Below are 18,536 nucleotides of genomic sequence, written 5' to 3' on the forward strand. Positions count from 1 at the left end.
ATTATCTCTCCACTTTTATAGGTTTATATAATTCTTTTACTTCTTCTCTGTATTGATGTGTGTTTTTATCAAGTACATGTAAGTAAATATTTTTTTCAAATTCTGTTCCCCAGCCAGTTGCAAAACGAGCTTCAATTAAAACCAAGTTCGATTTAGCATCTTCTCTAGGATATATAAATTTTACTCTTTTTGGCTCAAAATTGTATTTTCTCATTAAAGTTACACAATCTATGAAGCGTTCTGTTGGTAAAACAAGGCTTAAATAACCTTTTTGCTTAATTATTTTAGATGATCCCATTATTAATTGCTCTAAAGTTAGCTTAATTTCATGAGTAGCAATTAATAACTCTTCTGTAGTTGCTGTTCTTGGGATATTTGTATTGACTTTGTAAAAAGGTGGGTTGCAAACAATTGCATCATATTTTAGAGCTTGCTTTTTGTTGTGTTCTTTGTAAAAATCATTGAAGTCTTTTAATAAAAGACTGATTTGATTTTGTTTGTTATTGAGTTCAACATTCATTTTAGCAAGCTCAAGTGCTCTAGGTTGGATTTCAATTGCATCAATTTTTAGTTCAGGATCTCTTTCTGAAATAAAAATTGATAAAGCTCCATTGTTTGTTCCGATTTCCAAAAGACTGTTTACTTTTCTGTTTAAAGAAACAAAGTTTCCTAAAAGAATTGTATCAACTGAATAATTAAACATTTCTTTATCTTGATAAACATAAAGATCTGAATCATAACCTAATGAGTTTTTTACTATTTTTCTATTTTTCATTTTTAAATTCTATTAGTCTAGGGTTGTGAGAATATTTTCTTCCTTCTTTTGCAAGAAGTTTTCCATTTATTTTTGTTGCATCAGCGCTGAAAGTGTTGTTGATTGTAAGCATAAATTCACCAACTCCATAAGAATCAACAGGGGTGTTTTCTGCTTCAAATTTTTTGATTTTTTCAGGCGTAAATCCTGAAGAAACAATGATTTTAACGTGCTGTCCACCATTTTCATCAAGTGCTTTTCTTAGTCTTTTGATTTGGTTTGGTGTCACACCTCATTCGTTTTCATCTTCTTTAAACATTTTATCTCTTACAGCTTTAGAAGTATCAACTCTAACTCCGTATAATTTGTCTTTAAATTCAGCTAAAACTTTTAGTGAATCATCTATAACATTGTTGTGAAAATCAACAAGAGCAATTAAAGGTTCATTTGGGAAAAGCTCATAGTATAACTTCATAACCTTAACTAAATCTCCTTCAAAGTTTTGGATTAAAGCATGTGGAATAGAACCAAAAACTACTTCTTCATTTCCTCTTGCTCCTGCATTTGTTGAGTGTGCTTTAATTCCAGCAAGTTCAACAGCAATTCCGTCTCTTTCTTGGTTTGAGTAGTGATCTGAACGATCTCCCATAAAGACAATTTCTTTTCCATTCGCTGCATCTAAACATCTTTTGGCATTTGTTGCAATTGATGTACTTCTTGCTAAAACTCCATCGATAATTCCTTCATAAACTCCGAAGTCTTTATATTTTCCTTCAAGTTCTAAAACAACTTCTCTGTTTTGAATGATTGAACCTTCTGGCAAGTATCTAATTGTGTATTTTGATGTGTCTGTTTGTGTTTTTAAAATTTCTAAAGCTTCATTCATTCCACCTAAAATGGAATCGTCGTGTCTTTGAAAAAATTGCAGTGTAACTATTGAATCTGGGTTAAAAGTTTCAATTATTTTTTCTGCTTTGAAAAAATAATTAGCTGCATAGTAATCTAATTTTTTATTCATGTTTTCCTCTTTAAAAGAATATTAATAAGTTTCACTGAAATTTAAGATTAAAATAACATTTCGTAATATCTATATTCAGACTTTACTGTCGGCTCAGGAATTCCACCTGCTCATGCTCTTAAGAGTACGATGGCTTTTACATCCGGTAGGGAAACAAACCCTGTCAGGAAACTACAAACAAATGTTTGCTCTAAAATTTTACTAAATTATTTTTATATTTTGTAAAAAAATAAAAAAACGCCCAAAGGCGTCCACAAGGGCTTGCGAATTTACAATTCGCTTAATCTCAATGATAAGTAACCTTGTGATTTCATAGCGTTCATATTAAACCTACATTATTATTATACAGCATTTTTTGTAGGATGCTCAAAAATAAACAAATTTGGCAGCATAATTTCTTGATTCTTGTTAATCTTTCTAAACATATAGTTAGCTAAAATATCAGCCATTCTAATATATGAGTTATTTTTGGAATCACAGTATTGCACAGTGATATTCCCTTTTTTATCAAACAAAGGAGGAGTGAATCAAGACTTTGAAGATTGACTAAAAATCCCTGAGAAAAAATCATTTTCAATAGTTTCTTTAAGATCATAAATTCCATTTGTTGATGTTGTGTGTTGATCTACAAAAAAATAGAAATTATATTGACCTGTTTGTGAGATTTCCTTTTTAAAAATCAATTCCTCAAAATAACTTCTTAAACCAGATTTAAAAGCAAAATCTAAATATCTTCTTTTAGATTTTTTGTTGCTCATAATTGAGTCATAAATCATTTCAACATTTACCTTTACACAGATTTTATCTACATCTTTAAGTAAAGACATAATTTGAAGTTGTTGGTTTTCTCTTAATAAACTTCCTTTTAGTTCTGTTGTATCTTCGTCGCTGAAAATAATCTTTTTAAATCTCTTTTCTCTATCTTTGAATAAAGTCTTGATTTTTGATCTCTGATTTAGATCTTTAAAAACTATTAAAGAAAAAATGAAATACTTATTTTTAGTATCTAAAACACCCGATTCATCGCTGTATATAAAAAAATTCATAGTCCTCCTTAAATGATTATACAACCCTTTTATTTTCTTAAATTCAAATAGGAAAAATTTAGGAAAACACACAGAAATTTTCCTAAATTTTTCCACTCAAATAAATCCAAAAACAGAAATTGGTGCAATTTTACTCCTAAAATTATTTTTTAGTTAATGTTTTTGGATATATATTTAAAAATTGCGTTTTTTTGAAAGAAATTATTTATATTTAGTTTTCTTTTATTTGTTAGTTGGTATTTTGATAAAATTAATACTATGAAAAAAACAACATTGAGAAATATTACAATAATTGGAGCAGTAGCTGCTTTTAGTATTCCTTTAATTGCAGTAGGTAGTTATCATTTTGCACAACAAAAAGATACAATCCATGAAATTCTGAAAAAAAATGAAGATGATAATAAAAATAATATTCTAGATGGATTTATTGGCGTTAAAGTAAGAAATGAAAATAACCCAAACAACTTCTTTCCTTCACAAGCAATTTCAGAAGAAAACAAAATTAACTTTAGAAGTTATTTATCTTATAGCATTAGCCCAGAAACTAATTTACAGAAAATATTAGAAAAAAGAGATGTAACTGTTGAGCCAATTGAAAATACAGCAAATGACTATTATGGAACTTTAGGAATTAGAATTAAAGGCTTTCAAAAAGGAACACAAACTCTTTTAGAAACAAGAGAGTTTATTGCTTCTGGTTTTAAATCTACTTCTGTTGGTGATATTAGATTTAAAAATAGAACTAAAAACAACTTTGATATCCTCCAATTTACTAAAAAAGCAAACTTAGATCAAATTGAATTAAACAAACTAAATAGTGAAAACTTCTTTAGTTATTTTAATCCTTCAGAAAACTTTGAATTTAAAGACAATAAGGTTTTATTAAAAGAAAATGAGAACTATGAACTTAAAGTAGATGTGGATACTAAAAACTACAATAAACAAGATAATTCATTAACTATTTTTGCAAGATTATCTCACTCTGCTTATCCTGATTTTTATGTTTCTAAAAAGTTTGAACTAAAAAATCTTGATTTCAAAAATAGTGCTAATATACAGCAAAATCCTTTATATTCAGCAAATATTAAACTCGAAGTAGATAATGCTTACAAAACAATTTTCCCAAGTTCACTAGCTACTTCTACACAACAAAATCTTAAAACAATTTTTCGCGTAAGTGGTTTAGAAGCTGATGATTATCAAATCGAAATTATTAAAGAATCACTTGATGATCAAACAGGAAATATTGATATTAAATTAATTGATAAAGATAAAAACACAAGAATTTTTAGTTTTAAACTCTTTTCTTTCGATGACATAAGTGAAAATATTTATACATTAACTCACATAAACAAAGAATACATCGAAAAAGCTTTTAATGTTCAAACAAACAAAGAAGAAGTTGTTAAACCTCTAAATTCAGATTCAGATTCAACACTGCGTTATAAATCAATTGGAAAAGAGTTGTCAGCTTACTTAAATACTTCTTCTTTCTGAAATCACATTTATGCATCAAATCAACAAAATATTAATAATTATCAATATTATGATCTAAAGAACTTTAAGATCATTGATAATAAACTAACTTTTGTTCTACACACCTGATCAGGTCAAGAATTTAATTTATATATTAAGTTTTCTCAAGAAGCTTCAGACACAAACAACATCACTCTTGATGCCCCAAGAAAAGATGGAAGCAATGAGCTTGCGGCTTCTAAAACATCTCAAGAAATTTTAGAAGACATCAAAAAAAGAACTCTTTCAATTCAATATTCATACTATGTTGATAAAGATTCTGTAAGAATTATCAGCGGGACTGCATGAATTTTTGATAGAGAACTTGATGAAAATGGAAAAGGCACAAATACTTACTATATAGCAACTAACATGCACGTTGTTTCTGATCTAATTAATAACTACGACAAAGTAAATTCATTTGCTTATACTTACTCAAACAAATACGATCAACTACCTTCTATACAGTCTAGAACAGCTGATGGAACTTCATACAACGAAGTATTTAGAAGATTCGATCGTCCTATTAAAACTGCAGATCCTTTTAGTAATGTAAATAATTCTCGTTATATAACTAAAGAATCTATTGAGTTCTGAAAAAATCTTGAAGTAATTCCTTTAGGACTCGATTCTCCATCTAAAGATAAAATTCTTGATTTTGCTTTAATTAAAGTAACTTTCCCAGATGACAAAATCGTACAAACAAATCCTTTCTTTTCATTCTTTAGTCCTCAAACTAAGAAAATTCAAAACATCCCAGATCAAGTAAATTACTATAACGAACATAAATTAGACTTCTTTATTAGTGACAAAATTAAGTTCCCTAAAAATGAAAGCGATCCTTTAAACTACATGCCACTACCTACTGAGTTGCACCTTGGAGGATATTTAGGGGGAGATACTTGAGTAGAAGTTTCAAGAACTCCTTATGTAGGTTATAAAAAACTAACAAAAGATGGTGCATATAATAATAAAATTTACAAACCTATTGATACTTTAATTAATTTACCAAACATCAGAAGTGGTAAAGGGATGTCGGGTTCACTTGTTTTAAATCAATATGGTCAAGTGTTCGGAATTTTCTGAGGTGGTTTCTTTGATGATGATTTCGATAAACAAGGTTTAAGCACAGGAACAGGAATTGTTGATCCTATCTCTGTTAAATTAGGAGAAGGAACAACTTCACTCTTAAGAAAATGACTTGATGAAACAAAAGACAAAAAAACAGACTTAGATGCCTTTGAAAACAAGATTAAATTCTAAAAAATATGCTATAATAATTACGTTCATATAAAAAAAGAATAAAAAATATGAAAAATTATTTTAAGTTTCTTAAAATTAGTGTATAATTTATAAGAAACTTAAACGGGGGGGTAGCGAAGCGGCCAAACGCGGGTGGCTGTAACCCACTTTCTTAGGATTCGGGGGTTCGAATCCCTCCCCCCCCACCATTTTGCCCCATGGCCAAGCGGTAAGGCAGCGGTTTTTGGTGCCGCGATGCGTTAGTTCGAATCTAACTGGGGCAGCCAATCACGAAAGTGACCTAAAGTGCTTAGGCACTTTTTTTATTCAATAAAAAAACCTGTATCAGTGTGATACAGGGATTTTTTTAAAATTTGAAAAAGAATAATCAATCGCTCTTTTTCTTGGTTCGGTTATCTCCAATTCAAACCTGACATATTTTTCTGAATATGAATAACATAGGAGAAACGAAGTATATGGAATCGAATAGTAGAAAAGCTGTAAATAAGGCGTCTTGTTTTGCGATTGGAAATCATGTTCCTATTGAAGCAAACATGAAAAAACCACTAAGAACAAAGGCAAAAATTAGAATTAAATAAAGAAAAGAAAATGTGACTTTAATTAACAAAATTTGTTTTTGACTAAGTTGTTTTGTATTTTTGACTTTATCCTTGTTTACAAAATAGAAAACATATTCATAAGTTTTTCTATCAAGAGGTGGTTCAGCTTTTTTTCTCGTTGCTAAAAATAATAAAAATATGGGTTGAATTGTAATTGAAGTTATTGCTAATAGACCAAATCCGAAAATCATGAAGGTATTTAAACTCATTCAAATTTTTTGAGTTATTCCAATAACTAGAAAAGAAAAACCTATTATTAAATATAAACTAAGTAGAGATATAAAAAGGAATTTTATTCTTTTGTTTTCTTTGGTGATGACCATAAACTAAAATACAGGTATTTTCTTTATTTTTGGAATTTGTAGTCGTTAGGAATTTCTGTGATATTTTCAAATAAGTTTGTTTTTACATTGTTTCCATATTTTTCTTTTAGAGCTTCTCTGAAAGAAGATTTTTGATTTTTACCACCACCATAAATTAAGTCATATTGTGGTAATTCATAATTTCCATATAATCCATTATAGCTTTTTCCTTCAGATCTAAATGCTGTTGATAAACCGATACGACCAGCAGCAGTTGCTGCATGGAAAATTGAAACAATTTCGTTATTTTGATTTCTTACAGAAGAACCTGAAGAACCTCCATTTGGCACATAACTTTTTGGCGCATAGTCAAGTGTCATTGGTAAGTATTTTTCTTTGTTAAAGGTTGTAAATACTCCATCTCCAACAAAGTTAGCTGTTAAGAAACTATCGATAACTCCTCTTTTATCTTTGAATGTTCTATAACCTATTTGATTACTTAAATAAGTTCCTTTATCTAGAACTTCTTTTGAAAATTCATATTTAGATTTGTTTTCTTCTTTGTTTCATTTATTGTATAAATAACCTTCTTGGTTTACTCATAAAGAGAAAGTTTCCTTAGCTGATTCATTAATATGATATGCTTGATCTGATGTTAATCCTTCAGTTAAAAAGTAATCTGTTGGACCACTTCCAGGATATCCTAAAGCATATAAACTATCTCCATTAAATTTGTAGTTTTCACTCTTATAACTAAATAGTTTTGGAGCTACTTTTTCATAGTTTTGTAAATAAGAAGTTTTTAAGAATTTAATATGATCTTCTTTTCTGTTTGCATAGTCATTTGTGATGAATTGAGCTATTTGCTCTTTTGTTCTGTTTTCTGTATCAGGATATTCCTCATAACTTGAACTCTTACTTTTTTTTCTATGAGCTACAAAAATAGAATCATAACCATTTTGTTTTTTGATTTTTTCTCTATTAGCTTGCAGTTTATCAAAATCAATTTCAATTACAGCAAAATCAGCAAACTCTTCAATTCCTTTAACGTCTTTTTTTCTTGCTTCTGCAACATAATCTTCTGGTTTAGTATTTAAAAAGTCTGTTGCTTTATAAACAATACTAATTGCACCAGAATCAAGCGCAGGTTTGTGGAATCATAGTAAATTAAATCTTTCATCATCTCTAACGAGATCAAAAGTTTTATCAAGATCTTTATCTTTGTTAATGATGTTTAATTGCACTGTTTTAAGTTGTCTATTTAAGTTATCAGCAACGTGTAAGTTAGTTCCAAAATATCATTTAGTTGGATAACTATTTGAATGAGCTGGTTTTTGGTAGTCAAGAATTCAAATAGTTCCTCCGGAAGTTCTCCCTACAGTTTGTCCATTTTTATCTTTTTCATCATAACTAATTTCCATTTGGAGAGTTTGTTTAGCTATTTTTTTGTACATATCGTTTGGTAGTGTTCTTGCTAATCCTTCAAATCTATAGAAATCGTGTCCTATAGCATCTGTAGTATTCCCTCCTTTACCAATTTCTTCACCTAATCAAGGGAAAAATCCTTTATTTTCACCTTTTTGTAATAAAGGAATATTAGAACCTTTTATATAAGAGTTTTCAAAAGTATCAAGTTTTAGAGCTGCCGCTTTTTCATTGTATGCTTTTTTGTCATCTTCAGAAACATTATTTAATTCAGTTCTATATTTTTCTAAATTTGTACCTTTTGTATTTGCATAGTGTGATTTTAAGCCTCTGATAACGATTCTATTATCAAATTCGAATTTTTGCTCATCTGTTAGTGTTTTGTATCTAAAGTAGTTAAATTCCATTTTGTCTGCTTTTAATACATCTTTTTGGTAATCATCATAGACAACAGATTTATCTGCTTCAAATCCTTTATTATTTCTTCTAAAATCTGTGTAAATAAGTCTTAATTTTTTGGATTTGCTTTGATCGCTTTTGTGTTTTAAATTTGCAGTTAAAACAAGAGAACCGAATCAGTTTGTGATATTAATTCCTTTTTGATCAAGAACAGCATCCATTTCAACGTTTTCAAGTGTGTAATCTTTTTCAAGTTTAGAATCCAGCTTTAATTGAATATCTTCTTTTTTGATTTCTGTAGGATAAATCTCTTCTTTTTTCTTTGTTGAATCAGCAGAGAATTTAACAAGATCAATTTTGTAATCATCTGATGTGTTTACAACTACTGTAAAATCACCATCAACAAAAGAACCGTGATAGTTATATTTTTGATCTACTTCATTATAAATTTTGTCAAATTCAGTTTCTTTTTTATCTGATTTGTCTTTAGAGTCTCCGCCACCGTGTTGTCCGCCGCCAGGTTGTCCTCCAGGATTTGAACCATTATCTTTATTACAAGCTACTAATAAAAAAGGTGTAGCAACTAATGGACTAGCTAAAGCCAGTAATTTATTAAATCTTATCTTCTTCATATTTTAATTATATTCCTTTATAAAATGAATTTAACAAATTAAATTTTTAAGACGATTTTTTAGCAAAAAACAGGGTCAATTCTTTATTTTTGGTTTTTCGAAGTTGATTTATTTTAAATTTTGGCACTCTTTATGCTTGAGTGCCAAAAAATGTGCTATAATATCTTCAGATAAATAAAATTAGGAGGTTATTATGAATTTTCAATTTAACGAAAACAAAAAACCATTAGAAGAGTTTGGAAGAAATTTAAATGAGCTAGCCCTTCAAAATAAATTAGATCCAGTTATCAATAGAGATGACGAGATCAGAAGAATTATTACAATATTATCTAGAAAAACTAAAAACAATCCAGTTCTTGTAGGAGAGCCTGGAGTTGGTAAAACAGCAATTATTGAAGGACTTGCAAGAAAAATTGTTGAAGGTCAAGTTCCTGAAGATCTAAAAAACAAGCAAGTTTGAGAAATCGATCTTTCTGCAATTATTGCAGGAGCTTCATACCAAGGACAATTTGAAGACAGACTAAAAAAACTGCTTAAACAAGTTGAAGAATCAAATGGTGAAATAATTATTTTTATTGATGAGATTCATATGCTAATTGGAGCTGGTAAAAACGGAAATTCAGCAATGGATGCTGCAAACATTATTAAACCTTTAATGGCAAGGGGGCAAATTAAGTTAATTGGAGCAACAACTCTTGAAGAATATAAACTTTACATCGAAACTGATGCAGCTTTAGAAAGAAGAATGCAAAAAATTGATGTAAGCGAACCTTCTGTAGAAGGAACTATTCAAATCTTAAGAGGTATCAAAGAAAGAATGGAAAACTTCCATAATGTTAAAATAGATGATGATGCTCTTATTTCTGCTGCAAAACTTTCAGCAAGATACATAAATGATCGTTTTTTACCTGATAAAGCAATTGATTTAATTGATGAAGCGAGTGCAAATGCAAAAGTTGAAATGAATTATGTGCCAGAAATCATCGAAAAACTTAACAAAGAACTTTCAGCTCTTGAGATTGAAAAATTCTCTTTAAATGCTCAAAAAAATGAAGCAAACAAAGAGAAAATAAAGGAAATTGACGCAAACATAAAACTAATTAGAGAAAACATTTCAAAGCACCAAGAACTCTTTGAAAAAGAAAAACAAAAAGTAAAAGAAATAGCGCAATTAAGATCTAAAAGAGATGATTTAAAAAATAAATTACAAATTCTACAATCAGAAGCAGAATTTGAAAAAGCTGCTAAAATTATGCATTTAGACATCCCACAAGTTGAAGCAAAAATTAGTCAGCTCGAAAACGAAAATACAACTTCTTCCCTTTTTATCGGTGATAAAGTTACAGAAAGTGACATCGCCAGAGTTGTTTCTAAATGAACTAAAATTCCTTTAGAAAAACTTGTTGAAAAAGAAAAAGATAAGGTACTAAATTTAAATAAACATCTTCAAGAAAGAATAAAAGGACAAGATGAAGCTGTTGAGTTAGTTTACAACGCTGTATTAAGATCTAAAGCAAATATTAATGATCCTTCAAAACCTTTAGCTTCATTTATTTTTGCAGGACCTACAGGGGTTGGAAAAACAGAATTAGCAAGATCGCTTGCACTAAATCTGTTTGATTCAGAAAAGCAGCTTATTAGATTAGATATGTCTGAGTATATGGAAAAACATTCGGTTTCTAAATTAATTGGTTCTCCTCCAGGTTATGTTGGTTATGAACAAGGTGGGCAACTTACAGAAAAAATTCGTCAAAACCCTTATTCTATAGTGCTTTTTGATGAAATTGAAAAAGCACACAGTGATGTTGTTAACATTCTTTTACAAATATTAGATAATGGTTATTTAAGCGATTCAAAAGGAAGAAAGATTAACTTTAGAAACACTATTATTATAATGACAACAAACATTGGAGCTAATGAGATCTTAAACAACCCTAAATTCTCTATTGATGATCTTAAACAAGAATTGCTAAACTTCTTTAGACCAGAGTTTATTAATAGAGTTGATGAAATAATTAAGTTTAATCACTTAGACAAAAAAGAAATTAAAAAAATAATCAATATTGAGTTATCAAGATTGATTCAAAGAGTTTATGAAACAAGTTTTATTACAATAAAATACAGCGATTCAATAGTTGATTATATTGCTAATAAAATCAGCGATTCTCAATTTGGAGCAAGACCTATTAAACACTTTATTAAAAGGGAAATCGAGACCTTTTTAGCAACTAAAATTATTAATCAAGAAATAAAAGCTCAAGATAATATAGAACTTATAGTTACTGAAAACAAAGTTGATTTTAGAAAAAATTAATAAAAAAAATGGCAGAGGTGACAGGACTCGAACCCATAACACACGGGGTTGAAGCCCGTTGTTCTACCATTGAACTACACCTCTACTCGGTAAATATAAAGATATTATACTACAACATTGTTTTTTTAGCAAGAAAATTCAAAAAACGAAAACAAAAACACCTGTATTTAGGTGTTTTTTGTGTTTCTATTTTTTACACTCACTTGAAAACATTAAATAAAAACTTGGAAAAATAAAGATTATTGCAAATAACAGAGATAAAGAAGTTATTTTGTAATAAGGATTTAAAAATCATTTATAACCTAAATAAACACATGTTATCAAAACAATAAAATAAACTAAGGATAAGTTTATTTTATTTCATTTGTGATCTATTGCTTTGCAAAAATCTTCTCTAAATCTTGGGTCTTTTAAGAAATGTCTTTTTAGTTTGTGATCTCTGATGTATTTTATTAAATAAAATAAAGGAACTAATATTGAAAGAAATATTAAAGCACCTAGATTTAGACCTCAATTAAGAAGTGCAATTTTGTTTTCTTGAATTAAAAAGGATAACTCAATAATTGTGCCAATGATTGATAAGGCAAATAATATTAAAAAGAAATTTCTAGCTATTTTCAGTTTCATTTTGTTTTGTTTCTGTTCCGGATTCTACACTATTTCCTGTATTTTCGGAAATATTTTCGTTTTGAGGAACTTCTGATTGTGCATCTGATTCGCTGTTTTGTTGCACTTCTTTATCTAATGCTTCTTGTTGTCTTTTCATTTCTGAACGCACAATTTCTTCATTTTGTTGCTGAATTATTTTTTCATGTTGCTCAAAAGGAATATCGTTTGGTAATCTGAAAACTGTTCCATTAATCAGTGTGTACTCTTTGTATTGTGGAACTTGCTCAGCTTGTCTTCTGGCTTCGATTTGTTGCTCTAAGTTATCAATCACACTTTGTTTGTATTCTGGAGTTAATTGAGAGTCTAAACGAACTGTTTCACCGTTTGATAAAGTGTGATATTCATAAATGATTTTCATTGCTTTTCTGTTGGTGAATAAGTGAATTGTAGCCATATCAGCACTTTCATTAATAAACTGTTCAAACTTTTTAGAAGCTTCTTCAGTAAAGATTTGGTAAGGATTCTTTTGTGAATATTGAACCAAGTTTGCTGAGTGTCTTAGTCTATCTAAAATATCAATATGACTTTGTCATTGATTATCTAGCGAAGTTAAAAGAATTTCTCTTTCTAAATTAATTGCAAGTTCTTGAGATTCATTTTCAATCATATTTACACGTAGAACATTAAAGTAAATATCATTAAATCTCTCGTATAAATATTCTTTTAGTTCATCAAAGTGGTGTTGTGATAATTCTTCATAACTAAATTCCACTAAACTAATTTTTGAGAAGTTGTCATTTAAGAATTTTGTTAGTGCGTGATAGTCAACTTCGTTATTAGCTTTTAAAATAAAACTAAAGGACATGAAGTTATCAATTGTTCTTTTGAAAATTCTTTGAATATAGTGGTCTAACACATCATTTTGAAGAATAATATCTCTTTGAGTATAAACTAAATCTCTTTGTTGTCTGATAACATCATCGAAGCTTAAAACACTCTTTCTGTTGTCGTAGTTAAATCCTTCGATTTTCTTTTGTGATCTTCTGAAGTGTCTGTGAATTGCTTTTCCTGGAATCGGATTATCATCAGCTGTTGCAAATGTTTCTTTAATTAGTTCATAGTTTGAAAAACGAGCCATTAGTTGGTCTTCGATTGAAAGGAAAAATCTTGAATATCCAACATCTCCTTGTCTTCCTGCACGCCCTTTTAGCTGGTTGTCAATTCTTCTACTTTCTGCACGATCTGTTCCTAAAACATACAATCCACCCTTTTCTAAAGCTGCAGGAGTAGGTTTGATATCTGTTCCACGACCGGCCATGTTAGTTGCTATAGTGATAGCTCCAACTTCTCCAGCTCTCGAAATAATATCAGCCTCTGATTCGTTTTGTTTAGCGTTAAGAACTGTATGTGGAATTCCTTCTTTTTTAAGCAATTCATGCAGATATTCAGATTCATTAACTTGAGAAGTACCTACAAGAACTGGTTGTTTTTCTGCATATTTTTTCTTAATTTCTTCAACAATTGCTTTGTATTTAGCTTTGAATGAACCAAAAATTAAGTCTTCGTCATCAATCCTTTGGATCGGTCTGTTTGTGTCAACAACATTAACTCTAATGTTGTAAATATCAATAAATTCCTGTTCTTCAGTTTTAGCTGTACCTGTCATACCTGCTAATTTCTTGAACATTCTAAAGAAGTTTTGGTAAGTAATTGTAGCTAAAGTTTTTGTTTCAGATTCAATCTCGAGCATTTCTTTGGCTTGTAGTGATTGTTGAAGTCCTTCTGAGTAACTTCTTCCTTCCATAACCCTTCCAGTAAAGGTATCAACTAACTCAATTTTTCCTTCTCTAACAATATATTCAACGTCTTTTTGCATTATTTTGTGTGCTCTAAGTGCGTTTTGAATTCTGTGAACTAATTCTGAATTTTCAATGTCATAAAGGTTAACTAAATTAAAGAAAGCGTTAGCTTTATTAATCCCAGAGTCTGTTAGTTTAACACTTTTTGTTTCTGCATCAATTAAATAATCATCTGGAACTAAAGTTCTTACAAATTGATCGGATGCAAAGTACATATTAGAGCTACTTTTTTCTCCACCAGAAATGATTAAAGGGGTTTTAGCTTCGTCGATTAAAATAGAATCTACCTCATCGATTAAAACAAAGTTAAGTCCTCTTTGTACCTTTTGGTGTTTACTTTTAACCATGTTATCTCTTAGATAGTCAAACCCAAGTTCTGAGTGGACAGAGTAAGTAATATCACAAGCATAAGCCTGTTTTTTTAAGAACGGATCCATTTGAGCTTTGTTAATTCCTACACTAAGTCCCATTCATTTGTGAACTTCACCCATTTCAACAGCATCACGTTCAGACAGATATTCATTAACTGTAGATACAATAACACCTTTTCCACTTAGTGCATTTAAATAAACAGGAGCAATGGAAGTAATAGTTTTTCCTTCCCCTGTTTTCATTTCTGCAACAGAACCTTGATCAAGTAATAATCCCCCTAAAATTTGCACATCGTAAGGGAATTTATTCAATACTCTTTTTGTTGCCTCTCTAACTGCAGCAAAAGCTTCGACTCTAATGTCTTCTAGTGTTTCTCCGTTCTGTAATCTTTCTTTAAATACATTTGTTTGATTTTTTAGCTCCTCATCACTCATTTGAGAATAAATTCCTCTTTTAAAATTTATTTCTTGAAGTAATTTTTGAGCAATTTTCATCTCAGTTGATGTTGTAAAAAATTTCTTTATCTTCTTTAGCATAAATTATATTTTACAACATTAGAGCTTTTTTTGTGTATTAAAAAAACTAAAAGCAAGGCTTTTAGTTAATATATATTATTTTTTAGCTGTTTCTTTTTTAGCAGCTGGTTTTTTAGCTGTTGTAGATTTTGCTTTTGATTCAGCTGGTTTTTTAGCAGCTGGTTTTTTAGCTGGAGCTTTTTTCTCAGCTTTAGCAGGAGCAACTTTTTTGTCTGCTTTTGGTTCTGCTTTAGCTGAAGTTGATTTTTTAGCAGCTGGTTTTTTGTCTTTTAATTCTCCACCTGAATATTGGATTAATCTATCGATAACTTTTCTGTTTGTAATAGGAATTTGTAGTTGTGCTTTAGAAATAACTTGTTGTGCAGCTTCTTTTGTTGTACCGTAAACTTTTGCAATTTTTTCATATTCTTGTTCGTAGTCATCTTCGTTTGCAAGAATTTTTTCTAATCTCGCTACTTCAGCAAAGATAAATGCATCTTTAAGGTTTTTAATAGCTTCAACTTCTAATTCTTTTTTGATTTGTGCGTCATCGATTTTTAGTAAGTTTTTGTATTCTTTAACAGTAAATCCTTGTTGTTTTAGGTTTGCTTCAAATTGTTTGAAAAGTCTGTCTGTTTCTGATTGAACAATTTGTGCTGCTAAAGGAATTTCTGTTGTTTTTAGAATTTCTTCAAATGCAGCTTTTTTAAATTCTGCTTTTGCTTTTTCTTCGTTTTCTCTTGCTGAAATTTCTTCGAATTTAGCTTCTAGTTCTTTAACTGTTTTAGCATTAGGAATGTTTAATGAAGCAACGAATTCATCTGTCAATTCTGGTTTATCATATTTTTTAATATTTTTAACCTTGATTTTGAAAACAGCAGGTTTTCCAGCATATTCTTTGGCGTGGTAGTCTTTAGGGAATTTAACATTAATTTCTTTTTCTTCACCTTTTTTAAATCCGATCATTGCATCTTCAAATCCTGGAATAAAGTTTCCTGAACCAATTTTTAGTTCGAAATCTTCTGCTTCTCCACCTTCAAATGGTTTTCCATCGATGAATCCTTTAAAATCAAAAGTAACGATGTCATCTTTTTTAATAACTTTTGTTTCAACTAACATTGCGTTTTGAACTAGTAGTTTGTCTACTTGAGCTTTAATGTCTTCTTTTGAAACTTTAGCTACTTTGTAAGGAATTTTAAATTGTCTGTAGTTTGCAATTTCGATTGATGGATAAACAGGGTATAAGAAAGCGATTGATAATTCATCTTTGTTTAGTTTAACAATTTCTGCTTTTGGTCTACCTAAAATTTGGTCTGTTTCCATTATTTGTTTTTGTGCTTCTTCTTCTAATTTAGGTGCAATTAAATTAAATGCATCTTCTAAAATTCTTCCTTGATTTAAGTATGATTCAACTTTTGCTTGAGGAACATGTCCTTTTCTGAATCCAGGAATTTTTAGTTCTTTAATGTTTTTTTCTCTAGATTTTGTTTGAGCTTTTTTTCACTCAATTTTATCAGCTTCAATAGTAATTTTTAGCTCTGAAGTATTTTTAAGAATTTCTCTTTTTGCCATAATTGACTCCTTCTTTTTTAATCTTTTAATATTATAAATTAATTTTTATTTTTTGCTTAAAAATCATTTAAAATATAGTTAAAATATTTAAAATGCTAGCTTTAAAATTTTAAGCTAAAATTGGTTTTAATTTAAATAAAAAAATTAAAAAAGTGTTATAATTTGAAAGTCAAGAAAAACATTGATTAAAAATATCATTTTTTTGATTTTAATGCTATAATTTAAAAACTAAACAAAACATTAAGAAAATTAAGGAGAAACATGGCAAATATTAAATCTAAAATAACAAGAATTAAAACAAATGAAAAATCTAGAGTTAGAAACAGTGCTATTAAATCAAGAGTGAGAGGAGCAATTAAAAAAGCTAAATTAGCTGCAGTTGCAAACGATGCTAACTTACAAGAATTAGTATCAAAAGCTCACAAAGAAATTAATACTGCCGTTTCAAAAGGTGTTCTACACAAAAATAATGGTTCTAGAAAAACATCAAGACTTGATGCTTTTGTTGCTAAACAGCTAAATTCAAACGCTGCCTAAGTTTTAAAACCTACTCGAAATTGAGTAGGTTTTTTAGTCCAATTTTGTATAATTTAATAGTAAAAAAGGAGTATTAAAATGAAGAAAACTAATGAATTTCCACAAGAGCTAATAAATACAATAAAGGTAGGAGACACAATCGAAGTTTTAAAAAGCTTACCAGATAACTCTGTTGATGTTATTTTTGCTGATCCTCCCTACAATATGCAACTTGAAGGTTCTCTAAAAAGATTTGATGGAAGCGATTTTAAAGGAATCGAAGGTGTTGACTGAGATTCTTTTGAAAGCGTAGAAAAATACAAAGAATTTACAAGAGAATGATTGATAGAGGCTCAAAGGGTGCTAAAAAAGGATAAATCCTCCTTTTGAGTAATTGGTTCTTTCCAAAATATTTTTATTGTCGGAAGCATTATGCAAGAATTAGGATTTTGAATAATTAATGATATTATTTGATCTAAAACTAATCCTACACCAAACTTTATGGGTACAAGATTTACAAACAAACAAGAAACACTAATTTGAGCTGTTCCTACAGACAAAACAAAGTACCACTTTAATTACAAAACAATGAAGGCACTAAATGACGGAAGACAAATGACCAGTGTTTGAGAAATCCCTGTATCAACTGGTCGTGAAAGACTAAAAGATGAACAAGGTAATAAATTACATCCAACTCAAAAGCCTGAAAAACTGCTGTACAACATCATTATTTCTTCATCTAAAAAAGGCGACTTAATTCTTGATCCATTTTCAGGAACAGGAACAACTCCAGCTGTTGCAAAAAGATTGCAAAGAAACTTTTTTGGAATCGAAAGAGATCAAAGATATGTTGATTTCTCTCTAAAAAGAATTGAAGAAGAGCAAATTATTGATGATGATTATGTTAATGCTAAATTAGATATAAAACTTCCTGTTGTAAGATTTAGAGAACTTGTAAATGCAGGTTTTATCTCCCAAGATGAAAAAATATATTTTAAAAACACAGAAATTTTTGCTTCAGTTTCAAAAGACTATGAATTAGTTTATGAAGGTAAGGAATACGGAATTTCAAAACTCGGCGGGATATTAAGCAACTTGAGTTCTAATGCGAATGGATGAGATGTTTGATTTGTTGTCAGAGACGGTCAAAAAGTTCCTTTATCAGCCATAAGAAAAGAATTTGTTGCCAAAAACTACTAAAAAACAGAGTCGCTGACTCTGTTTTTTCTATAACTCTAAAGTGATTTTGCTTTCTTCTAATTTTCTGGTTTTAACAAATGAATCTTTGAAGATTTTTCTTGCAATTCAAGCATCTTCTGTGTCGTGGTATTTATCTTCAAAATAGACAATTTCTTTAACTCCTGATTGCACGATTGTTTTTGCACAACTTGAACAAGGGAAAAGAGAAGTGTATAGAACTGAATTTTCAAGAGAAGTAATTGAGTTTAAAATTGCGTTTATTTCTGCATGAACTACATAAGCATATTTTTTGTCTTTTTCTGAATCACCTTCTCTTGTTCAAGGGAAATCTTCGTCATTTCCCGAAGGCATTCCATTGTATCCAAGAGCAATAACTCTTTTTCTTTCGTTAATAATGCAAGCTCCAACTTTTGTGTTAGGATCTTTAGATCTAAGTGCACTAAGCTTTGTTAAAGCCATAAAATATTGATCTCAGTTAATAATTTTTTCCATAAATTAAATTATAAAACAAAAAACGCAAGAACAGCGCACCCTTCTTGCTATATTAACTCGCGAAATAACACTTTTTGTGTCGGAAAATATTATCGTATGAAACATTTAGTTTCGATAATCCTCTTCTAAAAGAG

Annotated in this window: 13 protein-coding genes and 3 tRNA genes; 6 read left to right on the forward strand and 10 right to left on the reverse strand. The window is 29.5% G+C overall.

Annotated features, from left to right (window positions below):
• Position 1 precedes the first annotated feature (1 nt).
• From JV122_RS00470 to JV122_RS00480, 3 genes are all read right to left on the reverse strand, one after another.
• Entirely contained in the window at positions 2-775 is a 774-nt protein-coding gene (locus tag JV122_RS00470) for a tRNA1(Val) (adenine(37)-N6)-methyltransferase (RefSeq protein ID WP_205842429.1), read from the reverse strand.
• Entirely contained in the window at positions 765-1,772 is a 1,008-nt protein-coding gene (locus JV122_RS00475) for a nicotinate phosphoribosyltransferase (protein ID WP_205842431.1), read from the reverse strand. The genes JV122_RS00470 and JV122_RS00475 overlap by 11 nt, the downstream gene beginning before the upstream one ends.
• 341 nt (positions 1,773-2,113) lie before the next feature.
• Positions 2,114-2,818, reverse strand: coding sequence for a DUF3800 domain-containing protein (locus JV122_RS00480; RefSeq protein ID WP_205842437.1), 705 nt, complete (start codon positions 2,816-2,818; stop codon positions 2,114-2,116).
• 258 nt (positions 2,819-3,076) lie between these two features.
• Between JV122_RS00480 and JV122_RS04840 the strand changes: the two genes are divergently transcribed.
• The 3 genes from JV122_RS04840 to JV122_RS00495 all read left to right on the forward strand — a co-directional run bounded on the left by JV122_RS04840 (position 3,077) and on the right by JV122_RS00495 (position 5,862).
• The gene (locus JV122_RS04840; protein WP_205842438.1) at positions 3,077-5,596 is read left to right on the forward strand and encodes a DUF31 family putative serine protease; all 2,520 of its coding nucleotides are present in this window, start codon (positions 3,077-3,079) and stop codon (positions 5,594-5,596) included.
• A gap of 104 nt (positions 5,597-5,700) precedes the next feature.
• Positions 5,701-5,784, forward strand: a tRNA-Tyr gene (locus tag JV122_RS00490).
• A 3-nt stretch (positions 5,785-5,787) separates the two neighbouring features.
• A tRNA-Gln gene (locus JV122_RS00495) sits at positions 5,788-5,862 on the forward strand.
• 80 nt (positions 5,863-5,942) lie between these two features.
• Here JV122_RS00495 and JV122_RS00500 read toward each other — a convergent pair.
• Both JV122_RS00500 and mip read right to left on the reverse strand, forming a co-directional pair.
• On the reverse strand, positions 5,943-6,404 hold the full coding sequence (locus JV122_RS00500; RefSeq protein ID WP_205842439.1) for a hypothetical protein: 462 nt from the start codon (positions 6,402-6,404) through the stop codon (positions 5,943-5,945).
• A 137-nt stretch (positions 6,405-6,541) separates the two neighbouring features.
• Positions 6,542-8,953: an Ig-specific serine endopeptidase MIP gene (gene mip, locus JV122_RS04845; protein ID WP_205842441.1), complete on the reverse strand. Its 2,412-nt coding sequence runs from the start codon at positions 8,951-8,953 to the stop codon at positions 6,542-6,544.
• Between the two features lie 193 nt (positions 8,954-9,146).
• Between mip and JV122_RS00510 the strand changes: the two genes are divergently transcribed.
• The gene (locus JV122_RS00510; RefSeq protein WP_205842447.1) at positions 9,147-11,267 is read left to right on the forward strand and encodes an ATP-dependent Clp protease ATP-binding subunit; all 2,121 of its coding nucleotides are present in this window, start codon (positions 9,147-9,149) and stop codon (positions 11,265-11,267) included.
• Positions 11,268-11,276: 9 nt separating this feature from the next.
• On the opposite strand, the gene JV122_RS00515 is transcribed toward JV122_RS00510, so the two are convergent.
• The 4 genes from JV122_RS00515 to tig all read right to left on the reverse strand — a co-directional run bounded on the left by JV122_RS00515 (position 11,277) and on the right by tig (position 16,194).
• Positions 11,277-11,351 (reverse strand) — tRNA-Trp (locus JV122_RS00515).
• A gap of 102 nt (positions 11,352-11,453) precedes the next feature.
• Positions 11,454-11,894, reverse strand: coding sequence for a hypothetical protein (locus tag JV122_RS00520; protein ID WP_205842449.1), 441 nt, complete (start codon positions 11,892-11,894; stop codon positions 11,454-11,456).
• Positions 11,875-14,643: a preprotein translocase subunit SecA gene (gene secA, locus JV122_RS00525; RefSeq protein ID WP_205842451.1), complete on the reverse strand. Its 2,769-nt coding sequence runs from the start codon at positions 14,641-14,643 to the stop codon at positions 11,875-11,877. Before secA ends, JV122_RS00520 begins: the two co-directional genes overlap by 20 nt.
• Positions 14,644-14,718: 75 nt before the next feature.
• Positions 14,719-16,194 carry a trigger factor gene (gene tig, locus JV122_RS00530; RefSeq protein ID WP_205842456.1) on the reverse strand — a complete coding sequence of 492 codons (1,476 nt, stop codon included), beginning with the start codon at positions 16,192-16,194 and terminating at the stop codon, positions 14,719-14,721.
• Between the two features lie 261 nt (positions 16,195-16,455).
• Between tig and rpsT the strand changes: the two genes are divergently transcribed.
• A complete protein-coding gene (gene rpsT / locus JV122_RS00535; protein WP_205842458.1) occupies positions 16,456-16,731 on the forward strand; it encodes a 30S ribosomal protein S20 in 276 nt (91 codons plus the stop codon).
• Positions 16,732-16,809: 78 nt separating this feature from the next.
• A complete protein-coding gene (locus JV122_RS00540; RefSeq protein ID WP_205842460.1) occupies positions 16,810-17,910 on the forward strand; it encodes a site-specific DNA-methyltransferase in 1,101 nt (366 codons plus the stop codon).
• A gap of 27 nt (positions 17,911-17,937) precedes the next feature.
• Here JV122_RS00540 and JV122_RS00545 read toward each other — a convergent pair whose 3' ends face one another.
• The gene (locus JV122_RS00545) at positions 17,938-18,402 is read right to left on the reverse strand and encodes a deoxycytidylate deaminase (RefSeq protein WP_205842461.1); all 465 of its coding nucleotides are present in this window, start codon (positions 18,400-18,402) and stop codon (positions 17,938-17,940) included.
• Between the last annotated feature and the right edge of the window lie 134 nt (positions 18,403-18,536).

This window comes from Mycoplasma procyoni, assembly GCF_017052595.1.
GTDB classification, from domain to species: domain Bacteria; phylum Bacillota_I; class Bacilli_A; order Mycoplasmatales; family Metamycoplasmataceae; genus Mesomycoplasma_A; species Mesomycoplasma_A procyoni.